Genomic DNA, 14857 nt, shown 5'->3' on the forward strand with positions numbered 1-14857 from the left:
ATCAATTCCTAACGGATGCCCAGATGGTGGAATATCTGGAACGTTAACGGGACTTTGCAATGACAACACCGCAAAATACCCACTTGCCCGTCTTACAACTCGCACCTGTTTCAGCTTAAATCCCTCGGGAATGGGTCGAGATAATCTCATTTTAACTAATCCAATCTGAGGAAGTTTTATCCAATCGTTTGAGATGGGATTACTTTTAAACTGGGGGAAGACAAACGACCGCATCCGATACTTGTTCTTGAAACGAGGAAAGCCATAACCCTTTTCTTTTATGTTGTTCAATGCTCTCTCTAAAGTCTTCAAGACTTGCTGTAAAACTTGAGCATTTACTTTCTTAAGTTCTGGGTTAGTTTTCTTCGACTTGGTTAGATTCGCGGCTTGTACGTTGTAGTTGGGGTAAGGGGTATCTGCTGAGATGATGTATTCTTGTTGTAATGAACAAGAATTAATTGCACACTTCCTACTATTTATCCAGTCTTTCCGCTCTCTTAAGGCATAATTCCACACCTTTCTACAGACCGCCAACATTTCTTCAATGATGACGATCTGTTTTTGGGAAGGGACTAGCTTAAATTCGTAGGTTAGTGTTAGCATACTAGGATTGTAACATGGTTCTACCCCGCCATGTTAACCCGTTAGACTTTAGGAAAGGAAAACTTGAGACGGGCTTTCCCAAAACCGAGTCTTTTTTGTTGGTCGCAATTCACCTACAACCAAATCTTTGATTCTGGTCGCAGACAAGATTGCTCCATTACGATAGAAACACTAAATCAATTAAAATTTCCCAGAATATGATGAACCCCAAAGTGTTTTATGGATAGGTAGACGCGGATTTGACTCTACAGACACGCTCAAGATGCACAGATCAATCAGTCCACATCATTGATTCTAACGTTTCCTCTCCTGTCGAGAACAGGGTCGGGATTCTCCCTCAATGGAAAGACCTTATTAATCTTGTCGAACTGTTGCAGGAGCGATCGCACATCCCAACTTGCCAGTATCGTATAAGATAATCAAACGACCATCGCTCAACTGTTGATCAACAATCACGTGAACGTCTTAGTTGTTGGAAATGGAGGCCGTGAACACGCCCTCGCCTGGACTCTACTGCGATCGCCAAATGTTTTACAGGTGATCTGCACCCCTGGAAATGGGGGAACCGCGACCCTCAAAGGCTGTCAAAATTATCCGATCGCCGTTGATGACTTTGAAGGAATTACCCGCATCGCTCAAGAATACAACGTTTCCCTCGTTGTCGTTGGCCCAGAAGTGCCACTTGCTTTAGGCATTACAGACCATTTACAAGCCCACAATATCCCCGTATTCGGCCCTAACCAAGCCGGGGCGCAACTGGAAGCCAGTAAAGCTTGGGCTAAAAAATTAATGCAGCAAGCCCAAATTCCCACCGCCGAAACCGCCGTTTTTACCGACGCAGACACCGCCAAAGCCTACGTTAAAACAGCCCCGATTGTCATTAAAGCTGATGGTTTAGCCGCCGGAAAAGGGGTAACAGTTGCGAATACCGTTGAAATCGCTCATGCTGCCATTGATGCGATTTTTGCCGGAGAATTTGGTAGCGAAAACCTGACGGTGGTGGTCGAAGAATATTTAACAGGTCAAGAAGTCTCTATTCTCGCCCTCACAGACGGTTTAACGATTCGTCCGTTAATTCCCGCCCAAGATCATAAAGCCATTGGAGAAGGCGATACAGGGCCGAATACAGGCGGGATGGGTGCCTATGCTCCCACACCCATTATTACAGATTCTTTAACAGAACGTATTCAAACCCAAGTTCTCGAACCCACCCTCGCTACCTTGCAAACCTGGGGAATTGACTATCGAGGTGTGATTTATGCCGGATTAATGATTAGCCCCGAGGGAGAACCCAAAGTATTAGAATTTAACTGTCGGTTTGGTGATCCGGAAACGCAAGCGGTTCTGGCCTTGTTAGAAACCCCTCTCGATGAACTGTTACTCGCTTGCTGTCAACAACGGTTAGCCCAATTTCCTCCCCTTTCTTGGAAACCAGGAGTCGCAGTCTGTGTGGTTTTAGCTTCCGGTGGCTATCCCGGTTCCTATCAAAAAGGCTATCCGATGACTGGACTCGAACAAGCCGAAGCCACAGGAGCAACGGTGTTTCATGCTGGAACGAAACTTCAAGGCGATCAGGTTTTAACCGATGGCGGGCGGGTTTTGGGCGTGACGGCCGTCGGTTCTACCTTTGAACAAGCGATCGCCAAAACCTACAAAGCGGTAGACTGTATTCAGTTTAACCAGATGTATTATCGGCGGGATATTGGGTTCCGCATTGCCAAACTTTAGAAAATCATAGCCAATCCATCAGGAGTTCTAAAATCAAGGTTATGGCTGTTTAACAAAACTTAACTTAAGATCAGCAGTGGGCATGATAGTGAATAGTTCGGTACACTAACCCTATCGTTCACTAATCTATCCCAACTCCAAAACCTTAAGATCTCAAACCGTCGGGAGATGCTGGCAATTATAAAAAAAATCGGCGAAATTATAGCAAACTGGTGGTCGGAGTTTAACCTCCAGACTCGTTTAATGGCGGGAGCAACGCTGGTTGTTTCGCTATTGATGAGTGGTTTAACCTTCTGGGCGGTTAATACCATTCAAGAAGATGCGCGTCTCAATGATACCCGCTACGGTCGAGATTTAGGCTTGCTATTAGCCGCAAATGTCGCCCCCTTAGTTGCGGACAACCAACGAGAGGAAGTCGCCCGTTTTTCTCGACAATTTTATACCAGTACCTCCAGCGTCCGGTATATGTTGTATGCTGACCCCGACGGAGACATCTTTCTCGGTTTACCCTTTTCCGATTCGGCTGTCCAAAATTCTCTCACCCTCAGACGGCGGATGCAACTCCCGGAGAATTTCATTGCCAGTGTCAAAGGAGGAGATTTTACTTCAATTCCGATGGTACGCCAACACATTACCCCCGCCGGACAGGTGACAGATGTGTTTGTTCCCCTGATGCACGAAGGACAATATTGGGGAATTTTAGCCATTGGAATTAATCCTAATCCTACGGTGGTTGTCTCCTCTAATTTGACGCGAGATGTCACCTTAGCAGTATTTGTCTCAATTTGGGTGATGGTGATTTTAGGAGCCGTTTTTAACGCCTTAACCATTACTCAACCGATTAAAGAACTGTTGAGAGGGGTTCAAAATATTACCGCCGGGAATTTTCAGCAACGAGTCGATTTACCCTTTGGTGGAGAATTAGGGGAATTAATCATTAGCTTTAATAAAATGGCTGAACGACTCGAAAGCTATGAGGCTCAAAATATTGAAGAATTAATGGCTGAAAAAGCCAAACTGGAAACTCTTGTTTTAACCATAGCAGATGGGGCAATTTTACTGGATGCTAAGTTAAACATTATTTTAGTTAATCCGACCGCTAAACGTTTATTTAATTGGGATGGAAAAAGTGTTCTTGGTGAAAATGTCATTCATCATTTACCCTCACCTCTTTTACAAGAAATTTCCCAACCGTTACAAAAAATTTCGGACGGAAATCAAGAAGGGGGAGAATTTCGCTGTTCTCTGAGCGAACCCACAAATCGCACCCTCAGAATACTTCTCAATACGGTTTTACTGCACAAAGCACCCGGATTAGATCCCCTCTGTGGAAGCTGTTTTAACCATGTTAATAAAACCTGTCATGATCCCGAATATCCCCGATCAACAGAATGTACTTTCTATGAAGAAGATGATCACTTGAAAATAGAAGATAAATATCGGGAAAGTCTCAAAGGAATTGCCATGACGATTCAAGATATTACCCGAGAAGTAGAGTTAAATGAAGCCAAAAGTCAGTTTATTAGTAATGTCTCTCACGAACTGAGAACCCCTTTATTTAATATTAAATCGTTTATTGAAACCTTACATGATTATGGCGAAGATTTAACCGAAGCCGAACGACGAGAATTTTTAGAAACGGCGAATCACGAAACAGATAGGTTGACTCGTTTAGTCAATGATGTGTTAGATTTATCTCGCTTAGAATCTTGTCGAATTTATCATTTTGAAGCGATAGATATTGCTCAACCTATTGAACAAACTCTACGAACCTATCAACTCAACGCCCGAGACAAAGAAATCGAATTGAGTCAGGAAGTAGAACCAGATTTACCCTCTGTTGTCGGTCATTATGATCTATTACTACAAGTTTTTGCAAATTTAGTTGGTAACTCTCTCAAGTTTACCGAAGCGGGAGGACGAGTAATTATTCGCGCCTATCTTTTAGATGAAGAACCGAAATTTTACAGTAAAGAAGCCGAAGAAATCGAAAAAGGAGGATGGATTATTTCACCCCCGCCCCCTCGTCCGTTTGATGAACAAATGGGATTAGAAATTGCTCCCCAAGCTCAATATGTGCGAATTGAAGTTTCAGATACCGGAAGTGGAATTGCACCGGAAGATCAAGAAGCTGTATTTACTCGGTTTTATCGCGTGGAAAATCGAGTTCATACCCTAGAAGGAACCGGACTGGGATTATCTATTGTTCGTAATATTATGGAGAAACATCATAGTCAAGTTCACTTAATTAGTGAATTGGGTATCGGAACGACATTTTGGTTTGATTTAGCCGTTTATCAGGACATTTCAGGATTTCGTTCTCACACTCAAGAGATTGCATCTGGTGGTGAGTCTTTACCGATAACAAACAACTAAGAAAGATCAATAGTCACATCCCATTTGGGCAAACCTTCACAGAATTGTCAGAATCGCGCCCTTTATCAGTCTTTATATCATGTCCGGATAATTAGTGATAAAAAACTTTCTCATAATCCGACTCTTTCTTCTTCTTGATTTCCTCGGTGACTCGGTGACTCCTCCTCCTCTTTCTTCTTCTTGATTTCCTCCTGACTCCTGACTCGGTGACTCCTCTGTCGTTTATTTATAACTGTTCAACCGGACATGATATTAAATACACTACAACAGTGAGTCTACCGATGATTGCTGTACAGTATTAACTGGAAAATTGGTCTCAACAGCATTGTTTTTTTGTTTAGGCATTAACCACTTACCAAACTTGGCATAAAGAGCAGGAATAACCAACAAAGTCAACGCTGTAGAAGTAAATAAACCACCCAAAACCACAATAGCCAACGGTTGCAAAATTTCATTTCCGGCGCCACTTGCGATCGCCAACGGTAACATTCCCAAAGCAGAAGTCAACGCAGTCATTAAGATAGCATTCACTCGTTCCAAAGAACCCTTGACAATTACATCTTTGAGAAACATTCCCTGAGCGAATTTATTGTTATAGTTATCCACCAACAATAAACCATTACGAACCGCCACCCCAAACAAAGTAATAAAACCGATCAGAGAAGCAACCGAAATCACACCCCCCGTCACTGCTATCGAAACAATACCACCAACCAACGCCAACGGTAAATTGAGCATAATGGCAATTGTCGCCGGGAGAGATTTCACCGAGAAGATCATCAAAATCCCAATGATAATCGCAGCCAAAATGCTATACACCAGTAAATTATTAGTTGCCCGTTGTTCCGATTCAAACTGTCCGCCATACAGAATAAAATAACTATTAGGCAGTTTTATTTTTTGTCGAATTTGAGCTTGAATATCACCAACAACACTCCCCAAATCCCGTTCAGCAACATTAGCAGAAACAACAATCAACCGGGAAACATCCTCGCGATTTACAACATTTGCTCCCATGCCATATTCAACCTCGGCAACGGTACTCAGTGGAATGATTTCTCCAGTGGGAGTAGAAATAGGAATAGCACGAATAGCATCTAAACTATTACGAGCATTTTCTGTTAACGAAACAGAAATATCGATCAGTTGCTGGTTTTCTGGAACTTGCGAAACCACCCGACCATTCAGAGCCGTTTCTACTATCTCTGATAATTGTTCCATACTCAACCCATAAATTGCTGCGGCTCGGCGATTGTATTTAATTTGCACCTGGCGGATGGGGAATTGCGGTTCAAGTTGCAAATCTACAACCCCAGAAATTGGTTTGATGACATCTCGAACCTGTTCGCCAATTGTACGCAGTTCCGCTAAATCTGGGCCAAAAATTTTCACAGCGATCGCACTTCTCACCCCCGATAAAACCTCATCCATGCGGTGAGAAATAAACCCGCCAATATTCGGAGCAACTCCCGGTAATTTTAAAAACGTTTCCCGCAGTTCCTTAACGCTTTCTTCGCGATTTTTGAGCGCAATATCGCTCAGTTCGACATCAACATGAGCCATATTCACTCCCGCCCCATCCGCATCGCCAGGAGTTCGCCCCGCCCGCACTTGCACCCATTCATAGAGAGGATTATCTTTGAGTAAATTCGATAACGTTATCCCCGCCCGGTTCGTCATATCTAGGGACACTCCCGGATACAATACCATTGAATTAACCAAAGATTTCTCTTGAAACTCCGGCAAAAATACCCGTCCGAGGGAAGGCACAATTGCACAAGTTGCAACCAACGCGGCCAACGCCATTGCTAAAATAATTTGAGGCGATCGCAACGACAGATTCAACAAAGGACGATACAACCGTTCCGCCCAACGGGAAATAAACGTACCTTCTTGCGGTAAAGTTTGGTTTGCTAATAAAATCGCACAAAGCGCAGGGGAAAGCGTCATCGCCACCAAAGTAGACGCGCAGATCGACAGCAAATAAGCCAACCCCATCGGCGCAAAAATCCGTCCTTCCACACCCGTTAAACTAAAAATCGGGGCGAAAACAACCACAATAATTACCGTCGAAAAAATCACCGCCAAACGCACTTCTACAGAGGTATCATAAACCACTTGAAAAGGATGTTTAGGATTGCCCTGAGCTTGATTAGTTCTCAGTCCGCGATAACAATTTTCCATGTCTACGATCGCATCATCCACGACTGACCCAATGGCAACCACTAAACCGCCCAAAGTCATCGTATTAATGCCCAAGCCCAAGGCTTTCATAAACATTAACCCAATCAATAAAGAAAGGGGAATGGCGCTCAGAGTAATAACGGCAGTCCGCCAATTCATCAAAAATAGCAACATAATCACCGAAACGATAATGATGCCTTGAATCAGAGAACCGCTAACATTGCCAATGGCAGAATCAATAAAATTAGACTGGCGAAAAGTGCGAACGATCTGCACATCAGTTGGAAAAGTTGGCTGCAACGATGCCATCACCGCTTCTACGGCTTTAGTCACAGTGGGCGTATCCACATCGGGTTGTTTGTTAATCATCAAGACAACCGCAGGCTGTCCATTAAAGCTGGCATCGCCCCGCTTCAGGGCTGCACCCGTTTGAACTTCCGCCACATCTTCCAGCAAAATGGGGATGCCGTTTTCTACCTTCACCACTGACTGCTGCAAGTCTTCTATCGAGTTCACCTGCCCAATACCGCGCACTAACAGTTCTTGGCCGCCACCAATCAGAAAACCGCCCGGAGCGTTAGAATTTGCGCCTCTGGCGGCATTGGTAACATCAGTTAGGGAAACCTCAAGCGATCGCAATTTCTCTGGATCAACCAACACCTGTTCTTGACGTTCATCGCCGCCATAAATCGTCACTTGAGAGACTCCCGGCACAGAAACAATTTGATTGCTGAGGGTCACTTCCACCAAGCGACGCAGATCCATCAGGGAAGTTTGCCCCTGTTCATTGACCGTGAAAGCATACTGTAAAATCGTACCGAGTGGGGATACCAAAGGCGAAATTTCCGGGGAATGTGCGCCCTCTGGTAGCTGGCTGGTGACTTGTTGGAGGCGTTCTGTAACAGCCTGCCGTGCTTTGTAGATATCAGCCTCTTGGTCAAAGACAACCTGCACCATTGACAGGCCCACCTTAGAAGACGATCGCACCGTCGTTACTCCCGGCAAGCCGTTCACCGCACTTTCAATGGGTACGGTAATTTGGGTTTCGACTTCCTCGGGAGCGAGTCCAGGTGCTTCAGTGTGAATATCAACTTGGGGCGGCGCAAATTCGGGAAATACATCTAGGGGCATTTGGGTAACGCTAAAAACCCCCCATAGCGTTACTAAAATTGCACAGACAACGATTAGCCAGCGTTGGGCAATTGAATTTTTGAGCGTTTGATTCAGGATTGAGTTTAGCATTGAAATCGTTGGAGAAAATTCAACGGACTAGGCAAACAGCTAGGGGCGGCTTGGTGCAAAAATCTCTGTTTTCCCAGAAACAATTGATATAAACCCGCCCCGGAGGTTACTGGTGGGAGGGGGGCGGGTTTACAGAGGTTATCTGTGGGAATCGATAATTTAAGTCCCAACCCGCCCCTACAAAAACTTTGAAAAAGCGGGTTTACAGAGGTTATCTGTGAAAATCGATAACTTAAGTCCCAACCCGCCCCTACAAAAACGGTTAAACTTTGTTCTTGCGGTTGCCCATAACAACAAATCCCCCAACTAATAGCGCTACTCCCCCAGCCAGGGCTGCTAAAATTCCCATTGGGAACCCGCCAGATTCTTGAGTTGTTTCACCCGTTTGTTGAGCGATCGCATCCGACTGAACCAGATTTCCCGTAGTATCGTGGCTATGAGGGATTCCTTGAGCATCGGCTTGAGCATGAGTAATATCGGTTTGGGGAGAAGATGTTGGGGCTGGACTAGCGGCTACATCGACGGTTTGGGTTTTGCGGGATTCGGCGTAGAGGGATAAGCTACCCTGAGTGACTAAATTTTCCCCAACAGACAATCCTTGAGTCACTTCAATCAGTTCACCTTGGGTTGCACCAGTCGTAACCGGAACAGGTTCATAGAAATTTTCATACTGCACAAACACAAGCTGTTTACCATCGGAATCAACTAATGCAGTTGTCGGAACCATCACCCCGTTTCCATCTGCTGTAGCTTGTTCGATGGGGGTGACAACAATCCCTAACATTGAATCGGTTTCGGGATTAACCTGAACTCGTTCTATCCCGCCTTCGGCTTGAAATTCATCGCCATGTCCCACATGAGCAAACACAAGGTTAGGTGTAGCGATCGCTAAACTCACAACCAAAATAGAACTAATCATTGAAAAGGGCTTCATACTATCTCCTCACAAAAATGCAGATTTAACCAAAATTATCCATAGTGTGCCAAAGAGCAGATGAAATTCAGGTGAAATCCCAGCGAGTTCGATAAAATCAAATTCGTGATTGTTTTTTTGGAACAATGCGAATTCTGTTAGTTGAAGATGAAACCGATTTGGGATTAGCCATTAAACAAGTCTTAGTGAGTGAAAAATATATCGTCGATTGGGTTACTGATGGTACTCAAGCCTGGAACTATCTGGAAAGTCAGTGGACAGACTATACAGTAGCGATCTTTGACTGGCTGCTTCCTGGCTTGTCTGGGTTGGAGTTGTGTCAACGTTTGAGAGTGCATCAAAATCCCTTACCTGTGCTGATGCTAACTGCTTTGGGACAATCGGAAAATCGGGTGAGGGGGCTAGATGCGGGCGCAGATGATTACCTGGTTAAACCGTTTGTGATGGAAGAATTGTTAGCGCGGTTGCGGGCGCTTCAGAGGCGATCGCCTCAAATTCAATCTCCTTCCCTCACCATTGGGAGATTCACTCTAGATTATGCCAATAATTCACTGTGTATTGGGTTAGAAGAACCCTATCAAACAATTCCTTTAACGGTTAAGGAATTTCAAATTATGGCTTATTTAATGCAAAACCGCGATCGGATTATCTCAGGGAGTAAAATTCGCTATCAACTTTGGGATCTCAATGAAGAACCCGTGAGCAATGTTGTAGCCGCACAAATGCGATTATTGAGACGTAAATTCGCTAACTATGGCTGTGATTGTCCCATCGAAACGATTCCCGGTCAAGGCTATCGATTTAATACATCATTGATCGAATTATAGCACTTATCATACTGCTGAGGTACAGGACTTTATGCTTTTGCCTTTTGCCTTTTGCCTCTTGCCTTTTGCCTCTTGCCTATTATGAATACTCACAAACTCTTTCGCCGTAGTCGGACTCGATTAGCACTTTGGTACGCAGTTGTGATGGGAGTGATTTTGAGCCTATTTGGGTTAGGAATGTATCGAGCGCTCATTCAGTCTAACTGGGATGCTTTGGAACGGGAAATCGAGTCAATTGCCGGAACGCTCCATGATAGTTTAGAACCCATGTTACCTGCTTCTGGAGATCCGGTCGTTATTTTGCAGCAAATTTTTCCAGAATTATGTCTAGCTGGGCAACTTTGTAACGTCAGCCCGACTCTAATTGAGCGACATACAATCGGCATTAGCGATCGCAATACCTATTATATACGATTGTTTGATTATCGAGGAAAACTCCTAGCCTTTTCACCCAATCAACCGTCTGAACTTTCTAACACTTTAAATCCTAGTTCTTGGCAAACGATTAATGCTGTCGATGGCACAGGTTATCGTCAATTTACCACGATTCTACACAGTGCTGATGCTCATGTTTCAGAGCAGAATAATACTTCCTGGGGTTATCTACAAATTGGGCGCACTTTAGCCTCTTTTGACGCTGAAACAAGACGAATTCAATGGATTTTGTTGATTGGGTTTCCGATGGCTTTAGGCTGGGTTGCGGCTTCTAGCTGGTGGCTTTCAGGGTTAGCCATGCAACCGATTTATCAGTCTTATCAACAGCAGCAACAATTTACTGCTAATGCAGCCCATGAATTGCGATCGCCTCTTGCGAGTCTCTTAGCAACAGTAGAAGCCCTCTTACGAGTTCCCCCTTCTGATCTGCAAAATATTAATATGATGTTAGATACAATTGAACGGCAAGGACGACGTTTGAGCCACTTAATTTCCGATCTATTATTACTTAGCACTCTCGAACAAAATACATCTTCAAAACCGTTTCAAGTTTGTTGTCTCAATGACCTAATTAGTGATTTATCCGAGGAGTTTTTAGAATTGGCTGTTGCCTCAAATATTGAACTTTATAGCACTGTTCCTGAGCATCTAATTTATGTTCTCGGAAACGAACAACAACTTTATCGATTAGTCTCTAACTTGATTGCGAATGCGATTAACTATACACCATCAGGAGGATGCGTCAGTATTGATTTAAAACAGTGTGATTCCACAGCAATTGTCACCGTAAAAGATACAGGAATTGGAATTCCACCTGCTGAACAATCTCGGATTTTTGAACGCTTTTATCGGGTTAATAGCGATCGTTCGCGTCAAACGGGCGGAACCGGATTAGGATTAGCCATTGCACAAGCAATTACCCAAGTTCACAAGGGTCAGTTAAGCGTTGAAAGTCTACTGGGCAAGGGGAGTGTTTTTACATTACAGTTAGCTGTTCCTTCTTTTCAAGCATTTTATAGAGAGAGAAAACAAAATTGAATTGACTCTTTTATTGTCAGCTTCCTAACAAGAGTATTAAACAATTCACAAAATTAATTTGAGTTTTAAAAGGAAAGGAGTAAATTGTTTGTCAATAGCAAAAATTCTGACAGAACCCACTCCGACGGTTTGATTGTCTGTTTAAAAAATAGACAACAGCAAACTCACAAGTAACAACCCCAACACCACAAACCAAATTCCATGATTTTTCACCCAATATTTGATCGCTTCCAAACCTTGAGGAGAAGATTTAACAGGCGAGGGCGGTACAATCGGTTGAGAACGATCATGATACAGCGTGCATTCCTTGGCATAGGGACGTTGAGGAAAATTGCAGGTATCATCTTCATGGTAAAGACAACTGCTACACAGGTAAGTATCTTCTGTAGCTCGATGCAGGGGGATACCCGGATGACCAAACGCCTTAAGCTGAAATTTGCAATGGGGACAAGCGATCGCCTGAGAATCAACGGGTTGATGACAACGAGGACATTCTGGCATTGTAAATTTTAGATGATGTGTTGGAGAATATCAAGGCGAAAGATCGCACAATAAAATGTAAGCCAGGACCAATTAAATTTGGCGTCTAATTCACCATTTTAGCCAAACACCAATCAAAACGATGGACAATAACAACAACTTACTGAAACAACTGCTAATGCTGGGAATTGGGACAACCTCCCTGGTTGCGGAAAAATTACAGGAAGTCACCGATCAATGGGTCAAAGATGGTACTCTCAACTCTGACCAAGCTAAAATCTTTATGGATGACATGATGCAGCGACTCAAACTCGAACAAGGAAACTTTGAGGAACTGCTTCAGCGACAAATGCGGAACGTGATGCAAGATGTTGGGGTTCCCCGTCAGTCTGAACTTGATGAGTTAAGGGGACGACTAGATCGTTTAGAACGTCAAATTCGGGATTTGGAAAATCGTCTTTGGCGTTAGGTACCCTCAAGCTGTAAAGTAAAAGTCTGGGTTTGTATCTAACGCAGACTGAGGAGAGTTAACCGTCAGCACCCCGCTCTAAAGACACGGGGCATCATGCTTCTCTTTTTAGGTAGCTGACCAGCCTAAGTCCCTTGAGGACTACGTTATCGGTGAGAGTTAACGTTCCTACCCTGAGATGCTTGCCAGTCGCCGGCTCATGAACCACAGCATTAAACAGTCCTACGAGGGGTAAGACAGTGTGTTGTGGAAAGTACCGACCGATAACATTGGCGAGGCAAACATTACCCCAGAAATGGGTGTTGGGGGCAACCATACCCCCATTAATTTTTTATACAGGCGGTTTTAACCGCTCGTGTCGTTTTTCCTCCCCGGTCTTTAGACACGGGGCTTCCAAACTCCCGGAGGTTTCTCGTGAGAGAAATACTAATTAGCCTGGGTATTGCTGTTGTTTGTGCTTTAACTTTGCTTGTTGCTCAAATTACGACGACAGGAAAAGAAGCAACTGCATCAAATATCCCCACGACTCAACAGACTTCGACTCAGAAGGTTACAACGTCCAGTAACCCTCTGTTAACCCAAAGCATTGCTTCTACAGCCAATGTGATTCTAGCTCAAAATATGGATAGCGAAAAAAATATGGTGACAACTGACTCCGGTTTGCAGTACGAAGACTTGAAGGTGGGAGACGGTGCATCTCCTCAAAAGGGTCAAACAGTTGTAGTTCATTACACTGGAACTTTAGAAGATGGCACAAAGTTTGACAGTTCCCGCGATCGCGGTCAGCCGTTTTCGTTTAAAATTGGTGTCGGTCAAGTCATCAAAGGTTGGGATGAAGGCGTCGGTTCGATGAACGTAGGTGGACAACGTAAACTGATCATTCCCTCTGATTTGGGTTATGGTTCACGCGGCGCGGGTGGTGTGATTCCTCCGGATGCTACCTTGATTTTTGATGTGGAATTGTTGGATATTAAATAATCGCTTTTCTGCTTCTAGGAATTAGCAGATAGGGGGTGAGGGAGATGATAGATAACTTGTTCACGGTCTCCCCCATCTCCCCATCTGCTGCATATTAAAAGGTCGTATTTTAACACCTTAATCCCTGATATTGAGCTGATTGGCTGCAATTTAACCTGTAGTGGTTCGCGGGTGTTTTTACAATGAAAGAGAAGGTTTACTAAGTTTGGCAGAGGCAGTTGTCAGCGAAGCAGGCTTCCTGCGCCATAAGCCTATGCCTATCTTAAATGTCAAAAGAGGACTCCCGTTAGAGCCTTCGGCTTAACGGCGAGATGAATTTTGACCAACAAAGAAAACTGAGCGAAGCGAATCCTACATGGCTTGGCATACTTGTGTAGAACAGGCTAATATTGAGATGGGTTTCGCCAAGAAAAGCAATGCTGTCCTTAACTTACGAATTTAAGCTGATTCCGGATCAACGCCAAATCGAGGTAATCGAAAATACTTTGAATGTTTGTCGTTCGGTCTGGAATTTTGCTTTAAGGGAAAGAAAGGACTGGATTAATTCTCGCAAATCCCCAGTCAACTCTTGCTCACTGGAAAAGGAATACATTATTCCGGCAGATACCCCTTATCCTGGTTATCACAGTCAAGCGAAAGCTTTGACAGAAGCCAAGAAAAAGGATGAAAGGTTGTCCTGCGTTAACGCCCAAGTGCTACAGCAAGTGTTGAGGTCGTTGGACAGGGCTTTTGTCGATATGCAGTCAAAGAAGAAAGGGTTTCCTCGCTTCAAGAATAAATATCGACTGCGCTCTTTTGTTTACCCTCAAATGCTCAAGGATTGTGTTCAGGGCAATCAGATCAAACTCCCTCAATTGGGGTGGATTAAATTTAGAAAGTCCAGGGATATTCCCGAAGGTTTCGAGGTTAAACAGGCGAGGATTGTGCGACGGGCATCAGGTTACTTCGTGATGCTTTCTCTACAATTGGATGTCAGTGTCCCTGATGTTCCATTCCACGGGCATCCCTTGGGCATTGACTTGGGGTTAGATAAATTTTTAGCAACCTCCGATGGGGAGCTTGTTGCAAGACCTCGATTCTTGAACCAACTACACCGTGAGCTGAAATTGCTACAACGTAGATTAAGGAACAAGCAAAAAGGGTCTAACAATCGTCACAAGCTCAACCAACGGATTGCTAGGTTACACCAACGCATTTCTGATACTAGAAAAGACTGGCATTTTCAATTGGCTCACCATCTTTGCGACCAAGCCGAAGCCATCTTCATTGAAGACATAAACTTCATCACTTGGGCAAAAGGAATGTTGGGCAAACATACCTTAGATGCTAGTTTTGGACAGTTTGTCACCATCCTTAATTGGGTGGCATGGAAGCGGGATGTTTTTGTCGCCAAGGTGGACAAGAATTATACTTCTCAAATCTGTCCTAACTGCGGGTTCCACACGGGCAAAAAGTTACTCTCCGAAAGAGAACATAATTGTCCTGAATGTGGATATAAAACCAATAGGGATGTGGCTGCCGCACAGGTGATCAGAAATCGTGGTATTGAATATGCGCTAGGGC

Annotated in this window: 11 protein-coding genes; 7 read left to right on the forward strand and 4 right to left on the reverse strand. The window is 44.1% G+C overall.

Annotated elements, in window-relative coordinates:
* Positions 1 to 603, reverse strand: a 603-nt coding sequence (locus WN50_RS22085; RefSeq protein ID WP_049560779.1) for an RNA-guided endonuclease InsQ/TnpB family protein, incomplete at its 3' end; no start/stop codon positions are given.
* Positions 604 to 1059: 456 nt separating this feature from the next.
* Between WN50_RS22085 and purD the strand changes: the two genes are divergently transcribed.
* A complete protein-coding gene (gene purD / locus WN50_RS22090) occupies positions 1060 to 2331 on the forward strand; it encodes a phosphoribosylamine--glycine ligase (protein WP_046280470.1) in 1272 nt (423 codons plus the stop codon).
* Positions 2332 to 2499: 168 nt separating this feature from the next.
* Positions 2500 to 4707: an ATP-binding protein gene (locus tag WN50_RS22095; RefSeq protein WP_046280469.1), complete on the forward strand. Its 2208-nt coding sequence runs from the start codon at positions 2500 to 2502 to the stop codon at positions 4705 to 4707.
* Between the two features lie 261 nt (positions 4708 to 4968).
* On the opposite strand, the gene WN50_RS22100 is transcribed toward WN50_RS22095, so the two are convergent.
* Entirely contained in the window at positions 4969 to 8133 is a 3165-nt protein-coding gene (locus tag WN50_RS22100; protein ID WP_049560782.1) for an efflux RND transporter permease subunit, read from the reverse strand.
* Positions 8134 to 8395: 262 nt separating this feature from the next.
* Positions 8396 to 9067, reverse strand: coding sequence for a permuted SH3 domain-containing protein (locus WN50_RS22105; RefSeq protein WP_046281062.1), 672 nt, complete (start codon positions 9065 to 9067; stop codon positions 8396 to 8398).
* 125 nt (positions 9068 to 9192) lie between these two features.
* Between WN50_RS22105 and rppA the strand changes: the two genes are divergently transcribed.
* Both rppA and rppB read left to right on the forward strand, forming a co-directional pair.
* Positions 9193 to 9894, forward strand: coding sequence for a two-component system response regulator RppA (gene rppA / locus WN50_RS22110; RefSeq protein WP_046281061.1), 702 nt, complete (start codon positions 9193 to 9195; stop codon positions 9892 to 9894).
* 81 nt (positions 9895 to 9975) lie between these two features.
* Positions 9976 to 11367, forward strand: coding sequence for a two-component system sensor histidine kinase RppB (gene rppB / locus WN50_RS22115; RefSeq protein WP_046281060.1), 1392 nt, complete (start codon positions 9976 to 9978; stop codon positions 11365 to 11367).
* A 141-nt stretch (positions 11368 to 11508) separates the two neighbouring features.
* Here the strand turns inward: rppB and WN50_RS22120 are convergent, their stop codons facing one another.
* Positions 11509 to 11868 carry a zinc ribbon domain-containing protein gene (locus tag WN50_RS22120; RefSeq protein ID WP_046281059.1) on the reverse strand — a complete coding sequence of 120 codons (360 nt, stop codon included), beginning with the start codon at positions 11866 to 11868 and terminating at the stop codon, positions 11509 to 11511.
* 121 nt (positions 11869 to 11989) lie between these two features.
* Here WN50_RS22120 and WN50_RS22125 point away from each other — a divergent pair, with 121 nt between their 5' ends.
* The 3 genes from WN50_RS22125 to WN50_RS22135 form a co-directional block, all read left to right on the forward strand.
* Positions 11990 to 12316, forward strand: coding sequence for a phasin family protein (locus WN50_RS22125; protein ID WP_046281058.1), 327 nt, complete (start codon positions 11990 to 11992; stop codon positions 12314 to 12316).
* Positions 12317 to 12730: 414 nt separating this feature from the next.
* Positions 12731 to 13294: an FKBP-type peptidyl-prolyl cis-trans isomerase gene (locus WN50_RS22130; RefSeq protein ID WP_046281206.1), complete on the forward strand. Its 564-nt coding sequence runs from the start codon at positions 12731 to 12733 to the stop codon at positions 13292 to 13294.
* Positions 13295 to 13710: 416 nt separating this feature from the next.
* A partial coding sequence (locus WN50_RS22135; protein WP_049558990.1) for an RNA-guided endonuclease InsQ/TnpB family protein occupies positions 13711 to 14857 on the forward strand: 1147 nt, incomplete at its 3' end.

This window comes from Limnoraphis robusta CS-951 (assembly GCF_000972705.2).

Bases quoted from the DNA above. Each gene is read 5' to 3' on its own strand.
- WN50_RS22095 (WP_046280469.1), top strand. From the start codon at position 2,500: ATGCTGGCAATTATAAAAAAAATCGGCGAAATTATAGCAAACTGGTGG.
- WN50_RS22100 (WP_049560782.1), bottom strand. From the start codon at position 8,133: ATGCTAAACTCAATCCTGAATCAAACGCTCAAAAATTCAATTGCCCAA.
- WN50_RS22105 (WP_046281062.1), bottom strand. From the start codon at position 9,067: ATGAAGCCCTTTTCAATGATTAGTTCTATTTTGGTTGTGAGTTTAGCG.
- rppA (WP_046281061.1), top strand. From the start codon at position 9,193: ATGCGAATTCTGTTAGTTGAAGATGAAACCGATTTGGGATTAGCCATT.
- rppB (WP_046281060.1), top strand. From the start codon at position 9,976: ATGAATACTCACAAACTCTTTCGCCGTAGTCGGACTCGATTAGCACTT.
- WN50_RS22120 (WP_046281059.1), bottom strand. From the start codon at position 11,868: ATGCCAGAATGTCCTCGTTGTCATCAACCCGTTGATTCTCAGGCGATC.
- WN50_RS22125 (WP_046281058.1), top strand. From the start codon at position 11,990: ATGGACAATAACAACAACTTACTGAAACAACTGCTAATGCTGGGAATT.